This window comes from Brevibacillus sp. NPDC003359, assembly GCF_042878995.1.
GTDB lineage: Bacteria > Bacillota > Bacilli > Brevibacillales > Brevibacillaceae > Brevibacillus.
In genome coordinates this window covers 158088-180942 of sequence record NZ_JBIAOR010000004.1, presented here as the reverse complement: position 1 = coordinate 180942, position 22855 = coordinate 158088, and the positions used below count along the sequence as shown (strand labels likewise).

Genomic DNA, 22855 nt, shown 5'->3' with positions numbered 1-22855 from the left:
GACGTTTACTTTTTGGTCAAACCCTCGTAAATCGTTTTGATATTCCATTCCATCATTTTGATATACGTATCGCCATCTTCTCCCGGCTTTCCGAGAGAGTCCGTAAATACTTTCCCGACAATCGGTACACCGGTTTCATTCGATACCATCTCCATGCTGCGTGGATCGATACTCGTCTCTACGAACAGAGCCGGGATTTTTTTCGCACGGATCGTATCGACTACTTGCGTGACTTGCTCTGGTGTTCCTTGGTTCTCCGAGTTGATTTCCCAAATGTATGCCGCTTCAAAATCGTACGCTTCGCTGAAATATTTGAACGCTCCCTCGCTCGTCACGAGCAGACGCTGTTCCTTTGGAATCTGGCTGTATTGCTTTACCGCTTCCTCGTGGAGAGCAGTCAGCTGTTCGATGTATTTCTTGGCATTTTGCTCATACGTTTCCTTGTGGGCTGGGTCCACCTTGATCAGGGCATTTTTTGCATTTTCCGCATACTTGATTCCATTGCGTACATCCAACCAAGCGTGCGGATCTTCTTCGCTTTCTTTGCCTTTGGTCGTCAAGTGTTTAGCCGCTACACCCTCACTGAGTCGGAATACGGGTGCATCCGGACCTGATTTGCCCGCTGTGTTCATGAGATTATTGAACCAAGAGTTACCCGCCTCCAGATTCAAGCCATTGTAGAAAACAGCGTCTGCATCCGTCGTTTTTTGCACGTCAGCAGGCAGTGGATCATATTCATGTGGATTGGAGCCAACCGGAGCGAGACTATGTATCTCTACCCGATCTCCCCCAATGTTTTTCACGATGTCATACAGGATGGAATACGTGGTCACGACCTGCAGCTTGTCAGTGTCTGATTTCGGAGGCTCGTTCGCACTTTGCGGAGCACCGCACGCTGCCATCAATACAGTTGATACTAGAAAAACGAAAAACAGATTCCACTTCTTCATGACAATAATCTCCTTTACTTTGAGAGCTCGACTCGTTTTTGCCGGGCTCGGATTGATTTCCATACCACCCCGTGTTTTCGGGAGAAGAGAAAGGCCAGGAAGAATAACACAGTTGCAACCACAACAATCGTGGCACCAGAGGCCAAATTATAAGTAAAGCTGAAATAAAGACCGATAACCGCTGACAGCATCCCAAATCCGCCAGCCAAAAAGATCATGATCGACAAGCGGTCCGTCAAAAGATAGGCGGTAGCAGCCGGTGTAATCAGCATGGCGACGACCAGCACGATTCCGACAGTCTGCAAGGAAGCTACTGTTACCATCGTCAACAAGGTCATCAGCAAGTAATGAATGAGGTTGTTACGCAAGCCGTAAGCAGCAGCAATGGTCGGATCGAACGAAGTCAGTAACAGTTCTTTGAAAAAAGCGTAGACTGTCACGATGACGACGATCCCGATACCAACCGTCACCCACATGTCTGACGAACGAACAGCCAATACATTCCCGAACAAAATGTGATACAGATCCGTACTGCTTTTCAGCATCGTAATCATAATGATTCCAATCGCAAAGGCGGACGTGAACAAAATCCCAATCGCCGTGTCGTTCTTGATGCGGCTATTTTGGCTCACGTAGCCAATTCCAACAGCGGTGAGTACACCGGTTAAAACAGCGCCCACAAAGAAATTGATTCCAAATGCATAGGAGAGGGCCACCCCAGGTAAAACAGCGTGTGAGATGGCATCTCCCATCAAGGACATTCCCCGCAAGATGATAAAGCTACCAATGACGCCGCAGATTAGCCCAACCACTACAGACGTAAACAATGCTTTTTGCAAAAACTCATACTGTCCAATTGCCATCAAGAAATCCATTATGCAAGCACCTCGGTCTTTTCGAGAAATTGGAGCTGATAGGCGTATGCTTTCGACATGACTTCTCGATTCAGCACTTCATCGACCGTACCGAACTTGATCAATTCTTTGTTCATCAGTAGAAGCTGATCAAAATACGCATTCGCTTTTGACAAGTCATGATGGACGACGACGATTGTTTTGTCCTGAAGCTGCAGCTCTTTCAAGATGCGAATGATTGTGTCCTCACTCGCCACATCAATCCCCACAAACGGCTCGTCCAGAAGCAGCAGCTCCGGTTTTTGCGCAAGTGCCCTTGCCAGGAAGACACGCTGTTGCTGCCCGCCGGAGAGCTCCCCAATCTGCCTGTCGCGGAAATCCTCCAGCCCTACTCTTTTCAGGCATTCCAGCGCCCACGCTTTTTCCTTTTTTTTCGGAAATTTGAACAGTCCCACACTTGGGTATGTCCCGATCAACACTGTATCCATGACGGTGATCGGAAACGTCCAATCAATCATGCTCCGCTGTGGTACATAGGCGATTTTCTTCCGGAATTCATTTGTCTCTTTACCAAAAATCCGCACATTCCCCTTATCTCTCGGAATGAGTTCCAAGAGAGCTTTGATCAAGGTTGACTTCCCTGCCCCGTTTGGTCCGATGATTCCAACCATGCTCCCTACCTCAACGTCAAACGAGACATCCTGAACAACTTCGTTCCCAAAGTAAGAGACATGCAGATCCCTTACTGCGATAGCAGATTCCATGATTTTTCCCTCCATATAATAGCCCGTTATATGATCCCGTCCAAAAACCGATGATGAAACGGGTAATCCCTATATGCCTAGACACAAAAATGTAGTCTTGTACCAATAATATTCACCCAAGCAAACTAATATGCTTGTGTATAAAAATGTTGCCCTAATGCAAAATTAAATGATTTCCATTCCTATGTCAATATATTCTTTTTTCTGAGATACACAAAAAGAAGCCCAGCTATTGTTCAAAAAAGCAGAACTTCCAAAATCTACCTATTTCGTTCATATTTAAAAGCTTTTTTTCTATAAAAATAAATAAACATATGTTAATCAACTATAGTTATGCTAATATGAACATTATCTGTTTGATAAAAATCTAAAAATTGAAAACTAACTAAAAATAAAGAGAGGTGGATCGTATGCAGGATCAAAAATTGGAGAGAGGTCTAAAAAACAGACACGTACAACTCATCGCGATCGGCGGTGCAATCGGAACAGGATTATTTTTGGGCGCAGGAAAATCGATTCATTTGGCCGGCCCATCCATCTTATTCGCTTACTTAATTACGGGCATCATCTGCTTTTTAATCATGCGTTCACTCGGGGAGCTCCTCTTGAGCAATTTGAACTACCATTCTTTTGTGGATTTCGTCAAAGAATATTTGGGGAATATGGCCGCATTTGTCACAGGCTGGACTTACTGGTTTTGCTGGATTTCCATCGCCATGGCCGACCTGACAGCTGTTGGTATGTATACACAATACTGGTTTCCGGAAATACCGCAGTGGATGCCAGGCTTAATCGCCCTCTTGATTTTGTTAATCATGAACCTGGCTACGGTAAAGCTTTTTGGAGAAATGGAATTTTGGTTCGCGCTCGTTAAGGTCATCGCGATTCTCGCCCTCATTTTTGTCGGCATATTCATGATCATCAAGGGCTTTTCTACGAATGCAGGTGCGTCCAGCTTCACGAATCTCTGGAGTCATGGCGGGATGTTCCCGAACGGCTTCAATGGGTTCCTTCTCTCCTTCCAGATGGTCGTGTTCGCATTTGTTGGGATCGAGCTTGTCGGGCTGACAGCGGGTGAAACAGAGGACCCAAAACGAGTCATTCCAAAAGCGATTAACCAAATCCCGATTCGGATATTGATTTTCTACGTTGGCGCACTCATCGTCATCATGAGCATTTATCCTTGGAACGCGATCAACCCGTTGGAGAGTCCATTCGTGCAGGTCTTCGCAGCGATTGGAATTGCAGCCGCTGCCGGTATCGTCAACTTCGTCGTACTGACATCCGCAGCTTCCGCATGTAATAGCGCCATTTTCAGTACAAGCCGGATGGTTTACTCCCTTGCCAAAGAAAAGAATGCACCTGTGCCACTTACCAAACTGACTGCCAACAAGGTCCCGGCAAATGCACTATTCTTTTCGACGGTTGTCATTCTAATCGCAGTCGTATTGAATTACGTTATGCCAGAAGGCGTATTTACGCTGATCACAAGCGTTTCGACCGTTTGTTTTATCTTTATTTGGGGAATCATGGTCATCTGTCATTTGAAATATCGCAAAACGAGACCAGAATTAGCAAAAGCGAATTCGTTTAAAATGCCGCTCTATCCTTTTGCCAATTACCTGATCCTGGCATTCCTTGCCTTCATCCTGGTCGTTCTGGCACTCGCAGAAGATACACGAGTCGCCTTGTTCATCACACCTGTGTGGTTTATCTTACTCGTCGCGATTTACAAACTGCGGAAAACGAAGACAAATGAAATAGAGGTAGCAGAACACTAAGCAGCGCCTCCTGTTTTCACTTTCAACATTGGTGAAAATGGGAGGTGTTTTATTTTTGTATATCCTCGCGTAGTTCCCCTTCACTTTTTCAAAATTTTTTATAAAAGAAAACTAGCTTCCTGCCTCTTCGATGTGTACTATATGTAAAAAACCAAATCCAGCATGAGGTGATAGTAAAAATGACACAGCAGCATTCGTCCTATGCAAGACCTCCACTCGCAGATTGCATTCCTGATCTCGTTGCCTTTTCCAGAGGGGAGAAAAAAGCGACCCTCTTCATCCATAACGGCACTCTCGTCAATGTTCTCTCCGGTGAAATCTTGCCGAATATGTCCATCGCTGTCGTTGGGACCCGTATCGCCTATGTCGGTCCTTTTGTGGAAGGGATGACAGATGAATCCACCAAAATAATCGATGCAAAAGGAAAGTATATGGCACCAGGACTGTTGGACGGGCACTGTCATATCGAAAGCAGCATGCTGTCCGTGACGCAGTTCGCCAATGCGGTACTGCCGCTCGGAACGACAGGCGGCTTTTTCGACGCCCATGAGATCTCGAATGTTCTCGGTCTACCTGGTTTGCGCATCATGCTGGATGAGGCGAGACAAACACCGATGGCTGCTTACATGCAGGTCGCTTCCTGCGTCCCTTCAACGGATGCTTCTTTTGAAACGGCTGGGGCAGAATTCGGACCAGCGGAGGTCGCGGAAGCATTGAGCTGGGGACCGGATATGATCGCACTCGGGGAAGTCATGAATTTCCCTGGCGTCGTGTACGGAGACCCGAAAATGATAGGAGAGATTCAAGCGACATTGCGGGCAGGGAAAGTAGTGGATGGTCACTATACATGGCCTTCAAGTGATCCTCGTCTGGCTGCTTATGCCGCTGCGGGTGTATCTGGTTGCCATGAGTGTGTGACCAGCGAAGATGTCGCACAGCGCGTACGCCTCGGAATGTATGCCAAAATGCGCCGCGGTTCTGCCTGGCACGATGTTGCAGCAACGATCAAAGCACACACCGAACAGGGCATTGACTCCCGCCGAATGATGCTCGTGTCCGATGACCGTATTTGTGACTCGCTAAAAGAAGAAGGACATATGAACTTCATCGTCAGACACGCGATCTCGCAAGGAGTGAAGCCAGTTACTGCCTTCCAGATGGCGACCATCAATACAGCAGAACGATTCGGTGTCGCAAGAGATGTAGGCTCGATCGCACCGGGTATCATCGCCGATATGATTTTGCTCGACGGGAATCTGGCTGATGTGAATGTCGTGATGACGATCGCGCGTGGTGAAGTAGTGGCGGAAAACGGTGAAATGACGCTCGAACTTCCTCCGTTCCCTTACCCTGAGTTTGCTGTCAACTCTGTGAAAATCAAGGCTGAACTCACTCCATCTGACTTCATCATCAAGACTCCTGTTCCCTCTGGGACGATCAAGACTCGCGTGGCAGTTGTCCGCGAAAATCACGTAGAGACAGACGAAGTGTTTGTGGATGTAGTTGTCGCAAATGGTGAGCTTCAGATTACGCCAGAGAGCACCTTGTGCAAAATGGCTATTTTCGAGCGCCATGGGAAAACAGGCGGCTCTGGCATCGGGATTGTCGGCAATGTCGGATTTAACCAGCCAGCAGCGATTGCCATGACTGTCGCCCATGATTGCCATAACGTGCTTGTCATCGGAAACGACGATGAACGGATGGCACAAGCAGCAAATGCTGTGATCGGCATGCAAGGCGGTATCGCTGTCGTGACTGGAGACGGTGAAATTGTGGAGCTTCCGCTGCGTTTAGCTGGACTGATGTCGACCGAGCCTTATGAAACCGTTGTGAAGCAATCCATGGAGATTAGCCAAGCATTGGTGAAGGCGGGCTGCACGATGAACTACGCCTTTATGACATTGTCTTTGCTTGCTCTGGTCGTCATTCCGACCTTGCACATATCGGATACAGGCTTGATTCGCATTTCAGATGCGGGATTTGAGCGGGTATCGCTGTTTGTAGAATAACTACCACATCCCCTCTTTTGCGAATAGGCAAGAGGGGGTTTTCTCTTTTCGCTTCCTTACTCTTCGACCAACTGAACCACTTTGCATAATTGATAGAAATAAAAAACGCCACGCATTTGCTCGAGATTCATCTGATCGAGATAGCGCAACGTTTCCAAAGCGATGTTTCTCGCCTCTCTCACATCCTCTTCATTCATACTCGCGATGGCTTCCTTTAGCTCCACAACCGATAAGGAATAGACAGCAGGTCGCAACGTACGAAGCAGCATGATTTTGTGGATTTGCGAGCAATTGAAGAGACGGTAGCCATTTTTCTCGTCACGGGAAGTCGTAATGAGTCCAACCTTTTCCCAGTGGCGGATGGTTGAGCTGGGCAGTGAAGTCATCGCTGCGACCTCCCCAATCTTCATCCATTCGCTGTTTCGGGCTTCCTCATCCTTTTCTACTTGACCGTCTTCGAGCATCGCCAAGTTTCCTTCGGCTATCTGCTTGTCCCTCTGCAGATTAGCCTGTACCTCATTTATACGCCACAGAGCAGCCTGCAACTGTCTATCCTGAATCAGTCGCATGACCTGCGCTGTCACTTCCATCCCAAAGCCGGGAGACATGCCTTGCATACATCTAAAATAAGCGACGTGCTCCGCCGTATACTTCCGGTAGCCGCTCGCCGACCGCTCTACAGGCGGAACCAGCCCCTGCGCTTCATAATTGCGCAAGGCGCTTGTGCTCAGCTTCAGCTCGCGTGCAATATCAATGGGGCGCATGGCAGCCAGCCTCCTTCCGACTTTCTTCGATAAAGATTAAAGCTTTGTTATAAAGTTACTTCACTCTTAATCTGCTTTATTCCTTTTATTTTGGATAAACCTTAGAATTCGCTCGAATGTTGTAAGATAAATGTGACAAGTGGAAGGAGGCGCATTACCCAATGCACAAAGCTGAATTCGAACGGCAACTGACAACGCTCATTCAAAAGGGCTATCCTGAAATGGCGGGCATGACAGCAGATGAGTTTAAGAAAAATCTTGCCCCGCTACAATCACTAGCAGAAGCTCTCCCCATTCAAGAAGACGATCAGCAAGAGGACCTCGTCCCCTTTGTTCTCGTTGTAAAAGGCGATTGGTTCGACGGAGAAAAAGCGATGCAAGCAATCGAGCGGCAAAAGAAAGCTGGCTTCAGTGTCATGGATGCAGAAGAAATCCGGCGTTTTACACCGATCGAGGGCATCGAGATTCCTACTGAGATGGCCTATCTGTTGACCGGAATTGATACAGGAAAAGAGACGCTGAACGTCACACCGAATGACGCGATGCCCATCCTCTTCGAGCAACAGCGTTCTCCGCTCACGCTAGAGGAAGGGATTGCCCTGATCACCCACTTCCCGGATCTCGTAAAGAAAAACAACGGCTTTTCTCTGCTCGGCTCTCGTTGTGGTGACCGACGCGTAACCGCCATGTGGATCAGCGAAAACAAACCGAAGCTAGGCTGGTGCTGGGCTGGCAATCCGCATACGTGGCTTGGTTCTGCTTCCTGCCAAGCTCGTTTGGACGAAAAAAAACCTTGAAGCTCATTCAAGGTTTTTTCTTTCTTATTCTTTTTCATTCAACGTAACGCCATTGATTTTCAAATGAGCGCGAAACATTTCCAGCATCAACGGCATTGCCTCTTTTTCCGGCCATGAATCCGTCTTCCACAGGCCTGCTTGTTTAAATGCGCGCGGGCAATGTAGGAAGCACTCCTCCACCTTCACGATTACGCCGATGCCGCTTGTTTTGCCCTTCCATCCCTGCTCCGCAAGCAACACTGCGTCTTTCGTAATGCGGGCTGATCCGTTTATCCGCAACACTTCTTCCAAACCTGGAATCAAGAAGATCAGGCCCACCTGTGGATTGCCGATTATATTCAACAAAGAGTCAATACGTCTATTTCCCATTCGCTCTGGAAAAATAATATGGTGATCATCTAATACTTTGACAAAGCCGGGCTCGTCACCTCGCGGGGAAACGTCACATCTGCCAGAAGTATCAGAGGTAGACAAGAAAAACAACGGTGACATGGACAAGTAATGGATCACATGCGACTCCACCTGCCCAATGCTCTTTTTCACAACCGTCTCGTGCGGTTCTCCCACCAGGCTTTTTAGTTCTTCTGCACTGGTAACGAGATCTTTTACTTCTAACGGATTCCACATAGGGTCTCCTCTCCTCTCTCTATGTATATCCTTGCTTGTTTTGATTCGTTTTATAAAGTCTTAGTCTACCGGTGCTTTGGCTGCTCGTTTACTGATGAAATCCTTGTAAGCAACAATTTTCCGTTCTAGCATACCATCCACATCGATTAACGTTTTTATTTGTTGCTCTATATAGTGTTTATGTTCTTCTAAAAGACTCAATCGAGCCGAGGTAGTCTGATCTCCTTCTAAAAACAGGGAAGCGTACTTCTTTATTTTCGAGATCGGCATTTGCGTTTCCTTTAACTTGATAACGAATTGCAGCCATCGAATATGTGAATCGTTATATCGCCTGTCACCACTTTCATTGCGATCCGGAATAATTATTTTTTCCTTTTCATAATAACGCAACGTATGTGCGCTTATCCCTAATAGATGTGCCACTTCACCAATTGTGTGCATAAGAATCCTCCGCATCGATCTTTTACCCTTGACTTAGAGTTTACTCTAATCAGTATAATCGGCTCATCGTTACTTCTCAATTGCAGCTAGTGAATAAAATTCAGGAGGGATATTCATGAAATATACGGTCATTACGGGAGCAAGTTCAGGAATTGGATTTGAAACCACTTTAGCATTTGCTACTCGCGGAAAAAACTTAATTTTAGCAGCTCGTCGAACGGAGGAATTAGAAAAGTTAAAATCAAAAGTGGCTGAAATCAACGCAAAATTGGATGTGATCATTCGAACAGTTGACTTAAGTGTGAGTGCAAATGTTCATGATTTTTACGATAGTCTAAAGGATTATGAGATTGAGACCTGGATCAACAATGCTGGGTTCGGAAACTTTGCTTCTGTTGGGGAACAAAACTTAAATAAAATTGAGTCCATGCTTCACTTGAATATTGAAGCACTAACTATTCTATCTTCTCGTTATGTTAGTGACTATGCACATGTTGAAGGAACGCAAATCATCAATATTTCTTCAGGCGGAGGCTACAAAATTATCGCTGACGCCGTGACCTATTGCGCGACGAAGTTCTATGTAAGTGCCTTTACGGAAGGTCTGGCACAAGAATTGAGTGAGAAAGGAGCAGCAATGCAAGCAAAAGTCTTGGCACCTGCTGCAACAGAGACCGAATTTGCGAAGCGTTCCTTTGATATTGATCATTTTGAATATGCTGGTGCAATTCCTAAGTTCCATACAGCTACTCAAATGGCAGGTTTCTTGCTCGATTTATATGACAGTAAGAAGGTCGTAGGAATCGTGAATGGTGCAACATATGAGTTCGAGCTAAAGGATCCTATCTTTACGTATGTGTCGAGGTCAAGAAACTAGTTTTTTATCACTCCAAGACGTTTTTCACAGAAAAAAGAGGATGCACAAGTTGCATCCTCTTTTTCATAAATTACACCATGACTTTGCAAATGTCGTTCGTAAACTCTACCGGGTCTTGAATCGGCAAACCCTCAATCAAGAGAGCCTGATTGTACAGGAGGGTCGTATACAGATTGACCTTTTCCTTATCTGTATCAAATGCACCTTTCAACGACTGGAACACCGCATGGTTCACATTGATCTCCAGTACCTTGTCTGCCTTCACATTCGAATTGTTCGGTATCGCATTCAAGATTTTTTCCATTTCGATCGTTACTTCACCCTCTGTCGACAAGCAGACAGGGTGCGACTTCAAGCGTTTGGAAGCTTTTACGGCTTTGACTTTTCCTTCGAGCAAGGATGCCATATAGTCGAACAGCTCTTTGTTGTTCTCATTTTCGGCTTCGGCTGCTTTTTCCTCTTCGCCCGACTCGATCCCCAAATCCCCGCTCGACACAGATTTGAATTCTTTTTCCTTGTAGTTCATCATCATTTTGATCGCGAACTCATCTACGTCATCTGTGAAGTACAGGATTTCGTAACCTTTCTCGGATACGAGCTCTGTTTGCGGCAGCTTCTCGATTCTCTCGATCGACTCGCCGGATGCGTAGTAGATGTACTTCTGATCTTCTGGCATTCTCTCTACGTACTCATCTATCGTCACCAGCTTTTTCTCTTTGGAAGAGTAGAACATCAACAGGTCTTGCAGTGTTTCTTTATGCGCCCCGTAGTCGCTGTACATGCCGTATTTCAACTGTCTGCCAAACGACTTGTAGAACAGCTCATATTTCTCCCGCTCTGTTTTCAGCAAGCTTTGCAGCTGGCTTTTGATTTTGCTCGTGATATTTTTCGCAATCAGCTTCAATTGACGGTCATGCTGCAGCATCTCACGGGAAATGTTGAGCGACAGGCTCTCGGAGTCAACCATCCCTTTGACAAAGCTGAAGTAGTCTGGAAGCAGGTCCGCGCATTTGTTCATGATGAGAACACCGTTCGCATACAGCTCCAAACCTTTTTCGTACTCCTTCGAGTAGTAATCAAACGGCATGCTCTCCGGGATGTACAAAATCGCCTGATATACAACGGCTCCGTCTGCACTGATATGGATATGCTTGAGCGGCTGGTCGAAGCCGTAATGCTTGCTTGCATAAAACTGCTCGTAATCCTCAGTCGTCAGCTCACTTTTATTTTTTCGCCAAATCGGAACCATGCTGTTCACAATTTGTTCTTCGGTCACTTGTTCATACTCGTTTTCGCTGCCCTCTTTTGGCTTATGTTGCGTAACGTCCATTTTGATCGGGTAACGAATGAAGTCGGAGTACTTTTTGATAATCGCTTTTAAACGGTACTCCTCCAAAAACTCGTCGTAGTTCTCTTCTTCCGTATTCTCTTTGATTTCGAGAATGATTTCGGTCCCGACGGAATCTTTTTGGTAAGGCTCAATCGTGTAGCCATCCGCACCGCTGGACTCCCATTTGTACCCCGTATCGCTGTCCAGTGCTTTACTGATGACCGTAACCTTGTCGGCAACCATGAAAGCAGAGTAGAAGCCTACGCCGAATTGACCGATGATGTTGTAGCCATCCTTCGCGTCGTTTTCTTTTTTGAACGCCAAAGATCCGCTCTTCGCAATGACACCCAGATTATTTTCCAGCTCATCCTGCGTCATGCCGATCCCGGTATCTGTCAGAGCCAGTGTTCTGGTGTCTTTGTTAACCGCTACTTTGATGTAATAGTTCTCTTTATCAAACACCAATTGATCATCAATGAGCGACTTGTAGTAAATTTTGTCGATCGCGTCACTCGAATTGGAGATCAGCTCGCGCAAAAAGATTTCCTTTTGTGTGTAAATAGAATGGATCATCATTTCCAACAGGCGTGTAGATTCTGCTTGAAACTGCTTTTTTTCCATGAAATACCCACCTTTCCGGACTTCTTATGTATTCTTTTTTTCGGTGTTAGCACTCTCAACTCACGAGTGCTATTCTCTATTTTTATAACAGTCCTAGATTTTTCTGTCAATACGAACCAGCAACAAAGAGAAACCGCCAGCGTGACGGTTTTCGAAAGATTGCGCCTATTAAAGAAGTGTTTGATACCCATCTACGAAAACCTTGACCGCAAAATAAAGAAATAATACCGCGGAAATTCCCCCCTACCGTTACGAACCACAAGAGTGCAGACGGAGATGCGAGCGCAAGTCCAAGTCCCCTGCCAAAATCCTTCGCTAAGGAGCCATTCAGTTGACTAGGCTGGTCGGTATCTAGAATGACTTTTGGACGGATAGACTCCCTGCTCATCCCCACATTCACGATCCCCAGATCGAGACAAAGAGAGAGCGAGAGGAAAAAGCCAGAGAGAAACAAAGTCATGTCACATAACCAAGAAGAAACCCTCGGGTCAATTGCCCAAGGGTAACTTTGATTGCTGCTTTTCATTCCACCGGAATATAGCCCGTTTTTTCTACTAATTCTTGTCCCTGTGGAGACAAAATCCATTCGATCAGTTTCTCCGCATTCGGATTGTCCGTTCCAGCTGTCACTGCGTAAAACTCCGCCGCAAACGGATACGCTCTGTTTTTTATCGTTTCCTTATTCGGCATAACCCCGTCAATTGCGAGTAGACGAATGTTTCCGTTTCGCACCATCTCTGTAGCATAAAACAAGAACGAGTAACCGATGGCATTCGAGTAATTTTTGTAGTTGGCTGCTTGCTCGATGATTCCACCCATTCCCGTTACCACGTCCTCTTGCGGCGCGGTCATGAGCTCCCTATCCCCCATGATCTTCTGCAACATCGTTTGACTCCCGCTATTTTCTGGCCGCTGAAAGGCGCGAATGAGCTCGTAGACGCCCCCGACTTCATCCCAAGAAATGATGTCACCTGCATAGATATCCTGAATCTGCTGGGTAGTGAGTCCTTGAACAGGATTCTCTGTGTGGACAAAAAAGACAAAGGCTTCCCTGCCGATCGGTGTCAACTTCAGCTCTACGCCTTTTTCCTTTGCTGCCAGGAGCTGTTGCTCGGAAGGACCTGCTGCAAAGATGACATCGACTTTGCCATCCAGTAAGTTTTCGTACGCTTGCGGCGTCTTGCTTACCATTACTTCGCTGTCTGCGCGGTCGTATGCTTTCTCGGGATATACAGCTTGCACAAAGGAAGCGTAAAGAGGATACAAAGCGGTCGCCCCATCAATTTTGGGCAAATCAGACTGTAACGCCAGTGTCGCAGATTGATCAAGCTTGTGAACCTTGGAGTCTGTGCCGAACGGTTTATACTGTTCCAGATCGACTTCCGCCTCACTGACCATAGGAATGCTGTTATGGTAATAGCTGCTGATCTCATATCCTGCAACCGGTAGCGTACAAAAGAGAAAATAGACAAAGAGGGCTCGGTTCCATAACCGACTCTTTTGCGGGGCGAACATTTGTCCGATGATGTAGATGATAAACACAACTGTTGTAACAGCGACAAGAAGGGAATAAACTCTTCCCTGTGCGTTCAGGGCAGTCATCACCACCGCCACGACTCCGATCACCGTGATGATCGCACCCAAAACGATACAGCCAAAGATTTTCCCCACCAATTCTTTGTTCATTCATTCTCCTCCCAATTCTCCTACCGTTATTATAAATGATTGGAAGAGATTAGGAAGGAGAAGCATACAAACGATCCAGTTCACTCGATACCTAACCATCCCTTGTAGTCTTTTGCCCATTTTTGCAAATCATTTATGAACAAGCTGGCGTGATATCCATCACAAACCGCATGATGGACCTGCAAAGAAACAGGCAATAACGTTTTTCCTTCTTGCTCGAAATACTTTCCACTCGTAATGATCGGCAGCAAATACCGCCCATCTCCCGAAATATTCAGATTAAATCCACTGAAGCTAACCCAGGGAATACACGAAACAGGGAAAGTATACGGCGGTTCCAGTTCTTTCGCCACAAGACCTTTGTTGTTTCCGTACTTTTTCATATCCGCAACGTAATTTTGATCATACACATGGAACTCGTCAGCGAATTCCGTCCACATCGTAGAAAAAGTTTGATCGTCCTGGTGAAAAAAAGTATAGCTGGGTATCATGCTCTCCCAATAGCCCAACACGCCATCTGAATCAAAAGAAGTCCGGAATTCGCGATGCGTATTGACAACCTTCGTCACCATATAAAGAAAAGCAGGGTACAGCTTCATCCCCTTTTGCCGTAGGGCAGGGAGCAATTCCGTTATATCAATGTTAGCCGTCATACTGAAGGTGCAATTCACTCGGTTCAGATAATGCTCGAAATAAGGCTTTCTATTCCATTTATCTAGATCAATTCGCTGAAATTTCATTGGATATCCCTCCTAAAATCGAAAACATCATGATTTTAGGAGGTGATTCTGCGTGCCCTTTTCATAACACCATTCCCTTCTCCAATCCTGCCTTACCCCTCCAGCATACCATTTGCATCGCGAACTGGCATCAGCCTGTGTATAGCTGCAATGTTTAAGCAGAAATAGGGAAGGGAAAAGGAAAGAGATGGTAAATGAGGAACATGATGAAAAATATCATTTTATGCTTAGCTCTTTTCGTTTCTATTCTTTTTTCAACTCCCGTGCCTGTACAAGCCAGTCAGTTCAACGATATCCCGGCTGGACATTGGGCGCGGGAATCGGTTGATTTCATGGTGAAAAAAGGTGTATTAAGTGGCTATTCTAATGGAGCCTTCAGGACGAATGAGGCGATTGACAGAGCCGAACTGACTGTTATGGTGCATAAGCTGTTTAACAAGCTTCGACCGAATCTTAACAAAGAATCCTCCGAGCAGAAAATACAGAAGTTTGAAGATGTCCCCAAAAACCATTGGGCCTATCAGCCATTGATGGAGATGTACGACGCAAACTCATTTGGTGTTGTAGACTGGCATTGGGACAAAGTTTACATCTATCCCGAAAAAAAGGTAACGCGATGGGACGCTATGTATATCTTTCAAACATTTTTTGGTCAAGAAATGTATCACAATCCCGAAGAAATCATCCTGATAACACTCATGGATATTGAGGATATTTCTGTACAATTATTTGATGTAAATCGGTATTTAATGTCAAGCTCTCCAGTTATCATTTCTTCTGATTACATTGCTAATGATGAATATTCGATTCACTACGGTTACCTGGACACTGGCGAAATTGTATTTGCTAATGGTAACATTGACGCTACAAAAGCTTCTGCACTCGCATGGCTAGTGGACAACGGAATCATGAGTACGTGGAAAAACAAATTGGAAATACACGATCCACTCACACGAGCGGAGGCAGTGGTGATGCTGCACCGTACTTACAACGTCTTATTAGCGGACGGTTCTCTCTCAACTTATACGAGTAAATAACTCTCGCCCAAACTCTCATTTTGAAAAAGGAGCCCTCCCATTTGGAAGGCTCCTTTTTCAACCATTGCATCTTTACTCCATCTACATTTTGCTCATATCCATATACAGCACATTCCACCGATGGCCATCCAAATCAGCGAAGCCCGCCCCGTACATTCCTGGACCATGCTCACGAGGCTCACTGAAAACAGTGCCCCCCGCCTCTACCACCTGACCCACCAATTCATCCACTTCTTCTCTGCTCTCGGCATCAATCGAAAACAACACTTCCGTTCCGCGCTTCGTATCTGCCAGCTCATTTTGCGTAAACGATTGGAAGGTAGCCTCCGGGAAAAGCATGATCAGCATCTTTTTTTCGCCGATCACCAATCCCGCTACATCCTTGCTATTCTCATGACGAGGATGAAAAGAGAATCCGAGTGCGGCAAAAAACGATTTGGACTTTTCGAGGTCCTTGACGGGCAAATTGATCCAAAGCTCTTTTGTCATGGGAATTTCTCCTTTGCGTTTTGGTTGGATGATACTCGTTATTCTCCTTTAAGAATAGCAGAATCATGCTCGAAGGCTTCTTCCCGATTGCTATTTTTTGTTAAACCATTCATTCATATTATTGCGATATTGACACTCGGAATTAGAACCGATAAAGTATTGGATAAACTTGGTTGTACAAGTGCGAAAATTCTAAAAAAACACTAATGAGGTGGGCAAATGGCAAACGATTTGATTCAAGCAATTACCCTGTTAAAACAAAAAGAATGGGTAGATCTCACGCACACATTCGGTCCGGAGTCTCCGCACTTCCACGCCTTTGACGCCGCCGAATTCCAAACGCTGTTCACACATGACGACGGCTTCTTTGCCCAGCGCTTCTCTTTTCCTGGACAGTACGGTACGCACTTGGATGCTCCCATTCACTTTGTTCGTAACAGGCGTTACTTGGACGAGATCGAGCTGAAAGAACTCGTATTGCCGCTCGTCGTCATCGACAAATCAAAAGAAGCCCAAGCCAACAACGACTATTCGCTATCCGTGGAAGACATCTTGCATTTCGAATCCGAGCATGGTCAAATCGAGAGCGGGTCCTTCGTCGCTTTGCGCACAGACTGGAGCAAGCGTTGGCCGGATGTGGAGGCCTTTAATAATAAGGATGCAGATGGCAACAACCACGCTCCTGGCTGGTCATTGGAGGCTTTGAAATTTTTGTTCGAGGAAAGACAAATCAAAGCAGTCGGTCATGAAACATTCGATACAGATGCGACTATCGATTACCGGAAAAACGGAGCGCTTTTGGGTGAATATTTTGTACTTGATCAAGACACCTATCAAGTAGAACTGCTCAAAAATCTCGATAAGCTACCAGCAAAAGGTGCTGTCATCGTAAACATTACACCAAAGCCAGAAAAAGCCTCCGGGTTTCCTGTTCGATCGTTTGCGATCTTGCCTTAAAATCAAAGCCGAGTAAACGTCAGGTATCATCGCCTGACATTCACTCGGCTTTTCATCTGAAAATGACCTACGTATCCAACGGAGATTTACGAATAACTGCCACGCTGGACTCCCTTACAATTAGCCGCGGTTCGAACTGTACGCGTTCATACGCTCCTGCCCCCTGCTCACGAATCCGTTTCAGCAAAAGCTCAGTCGCCAGTCGCGCCACTTCTTCCCCCATGATCGAAACAGAGCTGATCTGCGGAGTCGTAATCGTTGTCCACACATTGTTGTCGATTCCCACTACAGCGACATCTTCTGGCACGCGGATTCCGAGTTCCTTAAAGCGATTCACGATCCCGATTGCCACCATGTCATTGACCGCATAGATAGCGTCCGGCATGTTTTTCAAGCTAAAAAAGTAATCAGCGGCACGAAGCCCTGTTTCAAACGAGAAGTCCTCACCAAAATACGCCAACGAAGGATCGACGTGCTGAATCGATGCTTCATAGGCAAAATACCGCTCTTCTATCTTGTCCTTTGGCGCACCTGCGTAAGCAATTCGAGTACGGCCGATTTTGATCAGATGCTCCATGACGAGCCGCCCTTCCTGACGGGCCATGCTGACCACATCTGCTTTCACATTCTCTTCGAGCTTTTTCCCATAGTTAATAATCGAAACCGGAACGCTCGCTTTGTTAATCATCTGGACCAACGTCTTCGGATAGGCAAGCGGCATGATAATCAGACCATCTACATGCAGCTTTTTGACCTCGCGCACGGTCTCAAGCTCCATTCGAGCATTTCCTGCTGTGTTAATTTGCACAACACGGTAACCATGCTGCTTGGCCGCTTGCTCGACCGACCATGCGATATCCGGAATGATCGCATTGCGAATGTCAGGGACAGCCAGTGCGATTTGATAGGTTTGACGTACCTTTAGACTTTGCGCGGAAGTGTTCGGAATAAAGCCTAGCTCGTCGATCACCTGCAAAATCAACGCTTTCGTCTTCGGGCTGATTCCCGCACTGTCATTGATAGCCCTCGATACCGTTGCGATTCCTACGCCTGCCTTTTTCGCGACGTCTTCTATTGTCACTTTATTTTTTGTGTCCAACGCCTTGCTTTCCTTTCCATATCGGAATCGTTTTCTATGTTTCCGAGCTAAAATGTATTTTCCTACCGCTATTATAGCATACACAAAACCAATGGTAACGAGGCGTGAGCAGAACCTAGCAGACAACTCCACTTCTGTTACACAACATGGATACCTCTTCACAGCTTCGCTAGAATCATCATCCTCTCATCATCTATTGCACACTCCCCCCTTCACTTGCCTAGGAAATCAATTTGACAATAGACCAAACTTATGACATTCTATTTTCGGAAACGTTTCCTATTTCTCTTGCTGAATTTGATATAGAATCCGAATCGAACGAGGAGATGGCAGATATGAAAGCGTTACGTTGGCACGGTTTGAAAGACCTCCGTTTGGAAACCATTTCGGAACCGATTGCGTCCAAAGGCAAAGTAAAAATCAGAGTCGAGTGGTGCGGTATTTGCGGAAGCGACTTGCATGAATACGTAGCTGGCCCGATTTTCATCCCACAAGGAACTGAACATCCGCTTACAGGCGAAAAAGCCCCAATCGTGATGGGGCATGAATTTTCCGGACAAGTGGTGGAAATCGGGGAAGGCGTGAACACCATCAAGGTTGGTGATCGCGTCGTCGTCGAACCCGTTTTCGCATGCGGAACATGCGCTGCGTGCAAACAAGGCAAATACAATCTTTGCGAAAAAATGGGCTTCCTCGGTCTTGCCGGCGGTGGTGGCGGCTTCTCGGAATACGTGGCTTGCGATGAGCACATGGTCCACAAAATCCCAGACAGTCTCTCTTATGAGCAAGGTGCTCTTGTCGAGCCATCTGCCGTAGCCCTTTATGCAGTCCGTTCGAGTCAGTTGAAAGCCGGTGACAAAGCTGTCGTATTCGGCGCTGGTCCTATCGGTCTTCTTGTCATCGAAGCCCTGAAGGCAGCAGGTGCGGCTGAGATTTATGCAGTCGAGCTGTCCCCCGAACGTAAAAACAAAGCAGCTGAGTTGGGCGCTATCGTCATCGATCCGAAAGAATACGACGTAGTCCAGGAAATTCACAACCGGACAAACGGCGGCGCAGATATCGCCTTTGAAGTCACAGGTGTGCCTCCTGTCCTTACGCAAGCTATCGAATCGACCAAAATCGCTGGACAAATCATGATCGTCAGCATCTTTGAAAGAGCAGCGTCAATCAAACCGAACCACATCGTCATGAAAGAACGCAACATGACAGGCATCATCGGCTACCGCGACGTATTTCCGGCAGTCATCAGCTTGATGGAAAAAGGCTTCTTCCCGGCAGACAAGCTGGTCACACAGCGCATCAAGCTCGACGAGATCGTAGAGCATGGTTTTGAAGCGCTGTTGAAAGAGAAAAACCAGGTAAAAATTCTCGTTAGCCCGAGAGCATAAGCCATTCCCCTACAAAAAAAACGGAGAGAAACCAGGAGTGATACCTGTTTTCCGCTCCGTTTTTTTACTGCATTAACCTTGCTGTCTGGTTGGAGCCAGCGCGATCTCGCGAATGTTGACGCTTTGCGGTTGACTGAACGCAAAGTAGATCGTTTCTGCCACCGTTTTTGGGTCTAAACCACCATCAAGAGGAGGAAGTGTAATTACGCTTCCTTTTCTTGCGTATGCTTCAAAATCGCTTCGATGACGACATCCCAATCCCCATGTGGCAGCTCATGACCCGTCCCTTCCAATGTGAGCAAAACTGCTCCCGGAATGGTGTTCGCAAGATGTACGCCATGCGCGAAAGGGATGAGCAAATCTTCTGTACCGTGAATCACGAGTGCTGGGACAGCGATCTCCCCCGTCCGCACCAAGTACGTTTCACCGCCCGTCACAAAGGCGTGGTTGTTCTTACTCGCATAATGGTTGCTTCTGGCGATATCGATTTTGGCCAATTCACGAACGCGCAGCTCGTCAAAAGGACGCTTGGAACCTACAAGAACCTTCGAACTCGCCACTGCCACCTCTAAAACCTCTTGTTCATCCTCCCAGTTGATTTCTCCCACCTTGCTGAAAAACTCCATCAACTTCTCACCGATTGGCGGTAGATCAGGAGCAAAATTCGAAGTTGCGTGCAATGTGATCGTTCGAACTCTTTCGAGATGTCGCAATGCAATGATTTGCGTCAGCATTCCGCCCATGGACATACCAACGATGTGCGCCTGCTGTACGCCGTATGCATCCAGGACATGAACGACATCATCCGCCATATCTTCAAATGTATAGCCAGGTTGCCCAACCTCATAGGTCGTGGAGCGTCCGACATCCCGATTATCAAAACGAATGACAAAGCGCCCAGCATCGGCTATTCGCTGGCAAAATTCTACCTCCCACCAAAGCATGGACGTCTGGGCTCCCATAATCAGCAAAATCGCCGGATCTGTGGACTTTCCAAAGCTTTCTGCGCATATTTCCACACCATTTACTTTTAGAATCTGTTCTGCCATTGTATATGTTCCTCCTCAACGAACGGAAATAAAAAAACACAGGCTAGGCTGCCTATGCTTACGTCATCGAAAAAGGAAGAAGAAAGAAAATCCATGGTCATCAGATACTAGCACCTGATTGTACACCATTGATTTCCATTCTCTTCGCAGATCATGCAAACAAAGGAGGTCATCACGCTTGCCTTCCTCGCTCTCATTTGCCCATGATTCAATTGGGTTACCGTAGCGGCAATCCATTTTTCGATTCGTATGCACACAACATAGCCTATTTTCCCGCTATTTGATCGATTGTGTTGTGCGAATAAAGTATCGAAAAATTAATTTGCCACACGTAACCCTCCGTTCCTGATAAGTTGTGCCCATCCTACCACATACTTTTTCAACTGTCAACGATTGGCAGTTTCAACGGCTGTTCGTATCCCTGTCTCCGCAAAAATCGTCTCAACGTCTCGGGTATGCCTCAGTTCAACCACCTGATCACATGCCAGCCTGGAAAGAATCTGATCATGCGTAATAATCACGACCGTTTTGCCAGCTTCGGCCAGCTTTTTCACCCATGCAGCCACCTTCAGCACTCCATCTCCGTCAAGTCCGCTGGTCGGTTCATCCAGCACAATCAATTCTGCGTCTGAGCAATAAGCGGCTGCCATCGTGACCCGCTGCTTCTCTCCACCGGATAATGAGGCAGGATGACGATCGCGAAGCTCGCGCAAACCGAAAGCGTCCATCGCCTCATACGCCTTTTCGCGGAGCTCTTCATTCAGGATTTTTCCCAACACGATTTCGTTTCCGACACTGTCTGCGTAGAGCTGGTAGTCCGCATCCTGCATGACCAAATAGCTCGCAGCTCGTCTTTTGCTCGCGGACAGTGAACGACCTTGGCGGACAATCGTTCCTTTTCGCTCACGAAGAAGACCGCATAAAATTTTGCATAGAGTCGTCTTGCCCGTACCGTTCTCTCCGGTCAGTGCTGTTACACTCCCCTGCGGAAGTGAGATATTGATATCAGTGATTCCGTCGTTTTTCTTTTTATAAAAATAGCTAAGCTCTCTTCCCTCGAACATGAATTCGGACGTCTCTGGCTGCTCCCGTTTTCTCGTCGTCTCGGGAAGAGTCATGTCAGGATGACGCAAACCATACGCACGTACGTCATCATGAGACAACCGACAAAACTCGTCCTTCGTCCACGTATGTGCAATTTTGCCATTTTCCATGCAGACAAACAAATCGACAACGGGTAAAAAGGGGGTTATCCTATGTTCGCTGATGAGCAGGGTGGTGCCGTTTTGCTTGAGCTTGCTGAGAATTTCAATCAGGTTTTGCGTAGAGGAAACGTCCAGATTCGCAGTAGGCTCATCCAGCAAGAGAAGTGGTGGTGTCAAAACGGATGCGGCTGCTATGGCCACCCGTTGCTTTTGCCCGCTGGACAGCTTATGTAAAGAGGTATCGAGCAAGTGGGAAATTCCCAGCTGGCTCGCCTGCCTATCCATCCGGCTTCGAATCTCGTCTGGTGCCATGCCGATGTTTTCCGCGGAAAACGCCAGTTCATCCCGGACGGTTTCCATAAAAAATTGGCTGCGGGGATCTTGAAATACGACGCCCATAAACCGGGTACGTTCCTCTGGCGTCATGCTCACAGGACTTTTGCCACCAACGCTTACGCCACCCGTGAGACGTCCGGCATAAAAATTCGGTGCAAGTCCATTGACCAGCCTCATAATCGTACTCTTGCCGCAACCTGACCGCCCGCACAGCACGATACACTGTCCAGCCTTTACAGATAGGCTTATATTTTTCACGCCGGTCTCAGTGTCATGTCCCCCATCTTCCTGTCCATAATGAAACGTGACATCGTTCAGCTCAATCACGAAATCATCCCTCCCGTCCAGTAAATTGCCGAGCCTATCAGCGCATACACCCCTACGGCGATGCCATCCGTGATCTTGAAGCCAACGGGATAAATAGAGGTCCGGGCGTTCGTGCATTCGATGCCGCGGAGCTCAGCGGACGACGCCAGTTCTGACGACAACTTCAGGCACCGGACGACCAACGGCATAAAAAAACACTCGTAGGCCATGGCCGGATGCTTCAGTACACTGTACCAATGCGGAAAAATCCCTCTGGCGCAGATCCCGTCACGAATCGCCCTCATTTCCATAATGACCACGGGGAAAAAACGGATCAAAATGCAAATCATCACCAAAATCGCTTTGGGGACAAACATCTTCTCAAAGGCACTCATGATACTCCCTGGTGGCGTATAGATCAGAGCCGTCCCAATCATAATGACAGGCATCATTCTTACCATGGTGTAAATGATGAGCTTCATCGTTCCCAATGCCAACGCATTCGGCATGAAAAACACAAATGCCATGCACACACAATAGAACACGACCAGTTGAAACGCCTTTCTGGACAGGTGATTCCATACCAAGTACACTACACTTAGTGCCACCAACAAATGCACCTGCATATCATCGCGAACGGACATGGCCAAGATACTCGCTATAACCAGCACCAACAGATGTGTCCTGGGACCGAGCCGCCGCGTACGAGATGTTTCTTTTTCATAGGCTTCTTCCTTCATCCGACAAA

At 46.9% G+C, this 22855-nt stretch carries 22 protein-coding genes; 7 read left to right on the top strand and 15 right to left on the bottom strand.

The annotated features are described in order from the left end of the window. Positions 1-5 precede the first annotated feature (5 nt). From ACFYU8_RS14805 to ACFYU8_RS14795, 3 genes are read right to left on the bottom strand one after another with little or no spacing between them, the layout of a single operon-like run. On the bottom strand, positions 6-950 hold the full coding sequence (locus ACFYU8_RS14805) for a metal ABC transporter substrate-binding protein (RefSeq protein WP_390300227.1): 945 nt from the start codon (positions 948-950) through the stop codon (positions 6-8). A 14-nt stretch (positions 951-964) separates the two neighbouring features. Continuing rightward, positions 965-1825, bottom strand: a complete 861-nt coding sequence (locus ACFYU8_RS14800) for an iron chelate uptake ABC transporter family permease subunit (RefSeq protein WP_390300229.1) — start codon at positions 1823-1825, stop codon at positions 965-967. Then, positions 1825-2568 (bottom strand): metal ABC transporter ATP-binding protein, encoded by a 744-nt coding sequence (locus tag ACFYU8_RS14795; RefSeq protein WP_390300231.1) that lies wholly within the window; start codon positions 2566-2568, stop codon positions 1825-1827. The genes ACFYU8_RS14800 and ACFYU8_RS14795 overlap by 1 nt, the downstream gene beginning before the upstream one ends. Before the next feature lie 410 nt (positions 2569-2978). On the opposite strand from ACFYU8_RS14795, the gene ACFYU8_RS14790 reads away from it, so the two are divergent. Continuing rightward, on the top strand, positions 2979-4349 hold the full coding sequence (locus tag ACFYU8_RS14790) for an amino acid permease (protein WP_390300233.1): 1371 nt from the start codon (positions 2979-2981) through the stop codon (positions 4347-4349). Positions 4350-4528: 179 nt separating this feature from the next. Further along, positions 4529-6358 carry an adenine deaminase gene (locus tag ACFYU8_RS14785; RefSeq protein WP_390300235.1) on the top strand — a complete coding sequence of 610 codons (1830 nt, stop codon included), beginning with the start codon at positions 4529-4531 and terminating at the stop codon, positions 6356-6358. A 56-nt stretch (positions 6359-6414) separates the two neighbouring features. Here the strand turns inward: ACFYU8_RS14785 and ACFYU8_RS14780 are convergent, their stop codons facing one another. Further along, on the bottom strand, positions 6415-7122 hold the full coding sequence (locus ACFYU8_RS14780; RefSeq protein ID WP_390300237.1) for a MerR family transcriptional regulator: 708 nt from the start codon (positions 7120-7122) through the stop codon (positions 6415-6417). A gap of 161 nt (positions 7123-7283) precedes the next feature. Between ACFYU8_RS14780 and ACFYU8_RS14775 the strand changes: the two genes are divergently transcribed. Then, positions 7284-7919 (top strand): DUF5701 family protein, encoded by a 636-nt coding sequence (locus tag ACFYU8_RS14775; protein WP_390300239.1) that lies wholly within the window; start codon positions 7284-7286, stop codon positions 7917-7919. A 24-nt stretch (positions 7920-7943) separates the two neighbouring features. On the opposite strand, the gene ACFYU8_RS14770 is transcribed toward ACFYU8_RS14775, so the two are convergent. Then, positions 7944-8546, bottom strand: coding sequence for an MSMEG_1061 family FMN-dependent PPOX-type flavoprotein (locus tag ACFYU8_RS14770; RefSeq protein ID WP_390300241.1), 603 nt, complete (start codon positions 8544-8546; stop codon positions 7944-7946). 60 nt (positions 8547-8606) lie between these two features. Next, positions 8607-8987 (bottom strand): MerR family transcriptional regulator, encoded by a 381-nt coding sequence (locus ACFYU8_RS14765; protein WP_390300243.1) that lies wholly within the window; start codon positions 8985-8987, stop codon positions 8607-8609. Positions 8988-9102: 115 nt separating this feature from the next. Between ACFYU8_RS14765 and ACFYU8_RS14760 the strand changes: the two genes are divergently transcribed. Then, positions 9103-9864 (top strand): SDR family NAD(P)-dependent oxidoreductase, encoded by a 762-nt coding sequence (locus tag ACFYU8_RS14760; protein ID WP_390300245.1) that lies wholly within the window; start codon positions 9103-9105, stop codon positions 9862-9864. A gap of 70 nt (positions 9865-9934) precedes the next feature. Here the strand turns inward: ACFYU8_RS14760 and htpG are convergent, their stop codons facing one another. From htpG to catA, 4 genes are all read right to left on the bottom strand, one after another. After that, positions 9935-11815 carry a molecular chaperone HtpG gene (htpG, locus tag ACFYU8_RS14755; protein WP_390300247.1) on the bottom strand — a complete coding sequence of 627 codons (1881 nt, stop codon included), beginning with the start codon at positions 11813-11815 and terminating at the stop codon, positions 9935-9937. 106 nt (positions 11816-11921) lie between these two features. After that, entirely contained in the window at positions 11922-12275 is a 354-nt protein-coding gene (locus ACFYU8_RS14750; RefSeq protein WP_390300249.1) for a hypothetical protein, read from the bottom strand. A gap of 62 nt (positions 12276-12337) precedes the next feature. Continuing rightward, positions 12338-13501: a substrate-binding domain-containing protein gene (locus ACFYU8_RS14745; RefSeq protein ID WP_390300251.1), complete on the bottom strand. Its 1164-nt coding sequence runs from the start codon at positions 13499-13501 to the stop codon at positions 12338-12340. An 80-nt stretch (positions 13502-13581) separates the two neighbouring features. Then, on the bottom strand, positions 13582-14241 hold the full coding sequence (gene catA / locus ACFYU8_RS14740; protein WP_390300253.1) for a type A chloramphenicol O-acetyltransferase: 660 nt from the start codon (positions 14239-14241) through the stop codon (positions 13582-13584). Positions 14242-14444: 203 nt separating this feature from the next. On the opposite strand from catA, the gene ACFYU8_RS14735 reads away from it, so the two are divergent. Continuing rightward, entirely contained in the window at positions 14445-15278 is an 834-nt protein-coding gene (locus ACFYU8_RS14735; RefSeq protein WP_390300255.1) for an S-layer homology domain-containing protein, read from the top strand. Positions 15279-15359: 81 nt separating this feature from the next. Here the strand turns inward: ACFYU8_RS14735 and ACFYU8_RS14730 are convergent, their stop codons facing one another. Then, positions 15360-15767, bottom strand: coding sequence for a VOC family protein (locus ACFYU8_RS14730; protein WP_390300257.1), 408 nt, complete (start codon positions 15765-15767; stop codon positions 15360-15362). Between the two features lie 219 nt (positions 15768-15986). Here ACFYU8_RS14730 and ACFYU8_RS14725 point away from each other — a divergent pair, with 219 nt between their 5' ends. Further along, positions 15987-16724: a cyclase family protein gene (locus ACFYU8_RS14725; RefSeq protein WP_390300259.1), complete on the top strand. Its 738-nt coding sequence runs from the start codon at positions 15987-15989 to the stop codon at positions 16722-16724. Between the two features lie 67 nt (positions 16725-16791). On the opposite strand, the gene ACFYU8_RS14720 is transcribed toward ACFYU8_RS14725, so the two are convergent. Further along, complete coding sequence (locus ACFYU8_RS14720; RefSeq protein ID WP_390300261.1) at positions 16792-17823, bottom strand: LacI family DNA-binding transcriptional regulator; 1032 nt, start codon at positions 17821-17823, stop codon at positions 16792-16794. 335 nt (positions 17824-18158) lie between these two features. Between ACFYU8_RS14720 and ACFYU8_RS14715 the strand changes: the two genes are divergently transcribed. Beyond that, the gene (locus ACFYU8_RS14715; RefSeq protein WP_390300263.1) at positions 18159-19211 is read left to right on the top strand and encodes a 2,3-butanediol dehydrogenase; all 1053 of its coding nucleotides are present in this window, start codon (positions 18159-18161) and stop codon (positions 19209-19211) included. Between the two features lie 203 nt (positions 19212-19414). On the opposite strand, the gene mleBRB is transcribed toward ACFYU8_RS14715, so the two are convergent. The 3 genes from mleBRB to ACFYU8_RS14700 form a co-directional block, all read right to left on the bottom strand. Further along, positions 19415-20260: a BRB family alpha/beta fold macrolide esterase gene (gene mleBRB, locus ACFYU8_RS14710; RefSeq protein WP_390300265.1), complete on the bottom strand. Its 846-nt coding sequence runs from the start codon at positions 20258-20260 to the stop codon at positions 19415-19417. Positions 20261-20646: 386 nt separating this feature from the next. Continuing rightward, positions 20647-22128 (bottom strand): ABC transporter ATP-binding protein, encoded by a 1482-nt coding sequence (locus ACFYU8_RS14705; RefSeq protein WP_390300267.1) that lies wholly within the window; start codon positions 22126-22128, stop codon positions 20647-20649. Then, the gene (locus ACFYU8_RS14700; protein WP_390300269.1) at positions 22125-22847 is read right to left on the bottom strand and encodes an energy-coupling factor transporter transmembrane component T family protein; all 723 of its coding nucleotides are present in this window, start codon (positions 22845-22847) and stop codon (positions 22125-22127) included. Before ACFYU8_RS14700 ends, ACFYU8_RS14705 begins: the two co-directional genes overlap by 4 nt. Positions 22848-22855: the final 8 nt, after the last annotated feature.

What these genes read in the sequence shown, in the direction of transcription:
- catA (WP_390300253.1), bottom strand. Translation starts at nt 14,241, where the DNA reads ATGAAATTTCAGCGAATTGATCTAGATAAATGGAATAGAAAGCCTTAT.
- ACFYU8_RS14750 (WP_390300249.1), bottom strand. Translation starts at nt 12,275, where the DNA reads ATGACTTTGTTTCTCTCTGGCTTTTTCCTCTCGCTCTCTCTTTGTCTC.
- ACFYU8_RS14800 (WP_390300229.1), bottom strand. Translation starts at nt 1,825, where the DNA reads ATGGATTTCTTGATGGCAATTGGACAGTATGAGTTTTTGCAAAAAGCA.
- ACFYU8_RS14700 (WP_390300269.1), bottom strand. Translation starts at nt 22,847, where the DNA reads ATGAAGGAAGAAGCCTATGAAAAAGAAACATCTCGTACGCGGCGGCTC.
- ACFYU8_RS14730 (WP_390300257.1), bottom strand. Translation starts at nt 15,767, where the DNA reads ATGACAAAAGAGCTTTGGATCAATTTGCCCGTCAAGGACCTCGAAAAG.
- ACFYU8_RS14735 (WP_390300255.1), top strand. Translation starts at nt 14,445, where the DNA reads ATGATGAAAAATATCATTTTATGCTTAGCTCTTTTCGTTTCTATTCTT.
- ACFYU8_RS14795 (WP_390300231.1), bottom strand. Translation starts at nt 2,568, where the DNA reads ATGGAATCTGCTATCGCAGTAAGGGATCTGCATGTCTCTTACTTTGGG.
- ACFYU8_RS14785 (WP_390300235.1), top strand. Translation starts at nt 4,529, where the DNA reads ATGACACAGCAGCATTCGTCCTATGCAAGACCTCCACTCGCAGATTGC.
- ACFYU8_RS14790 (WP_390300233.1), top strand. Translation starts at nt 2,979, where the DNA reads ATGCAGGATCAAAAATTGGAGAGAGGTCTAAAAAACAGACACGTACAA.
- mleBRB (WP_390300265.1), bottom strand. Translation starts at nt 20,260, where the DNA reads ATGGCAGAACAGATTCTAAAAGTAAATGGTGTGGAAATATGCGCAGAA.
- ACFYU8_RS14715 (WP_390300263.1), top strand. Translation starts at nt 18,159, where the DNA reads ATGAAAGCGTTACGTTGGCACGGTTTGAAAGACCTCCGTTTGGAAACC.
- ACFYU8_RS14805 (WP_390300227.1), bottom strand. Translation starts at nt 950, where the DNA reads ATGAAGAAGTGGAATCTGTTTTTCGTTTTTCTAGTATCAACTGTATTG.
- ACFYU8_RS14745 (WP_390300251.1), bottom strand. Translation starts at nt 13,501, where the DNA reads ATGAACAAAGAATTGGTGGGGAAAATCTTTGGCTGTATCGTTTTGGGT.
- ACFYU8_RS14765 (WP_390300243.1), bottom strand. Translation starts at nt 8,987, where the DNA reads ATGCACACAATTGGTGAAGTGGCACATCTATTAGGGATAAGCGCACAT.
- ACFYU8_RS14725 (WP_390300259.1), top strand. Translation starts at nt 15,987, where the DNA reads ATGGCAAACGATTTGATTCAAGCAATTACCCTGTTAAAACAAAAAGAA.
- ACFYU8_RS14780 (WP_390300237.1), bottom strand. Translation starts at nt 7,122, where the DNA reads ATGCGCCCCATTGATATTGCACGCGAGCTGAAGCTGAGCACAAGCGCC.
- htpG (WP_390300247.1), bottom strand. Translation starts at nt 11,815, where the DNA reads ATGGAAAAAAAGCAGTTTCAAGCAGAATCTACACGCCTGTTGGAAATG.
- ACFYU8_RS14770 (WP_390300241.1), bottom strand. Translation starts at nt 8,546, where the DNA reads ATGTGGAATCCGTTAGAAGTAAAAGATCTCGTTACCAGTGCAGAAGAA.
- ACFYU8_RS14775 (WP_390300239.1), top strand. Translation starts at nt 7,284, where the DNA reads ATGCACAAAGCTGAATTCGAACGGCAACTGACAACGCTCATTCAAAAG.
- ACFYU8_RS14760 (WP_390300245.1), top strand. Translation starts at nt 9,103, where the DNA reads ATGAAATATACGGTCATTACGGGAGCAAGTTCAGGAATTGGATTTGAA.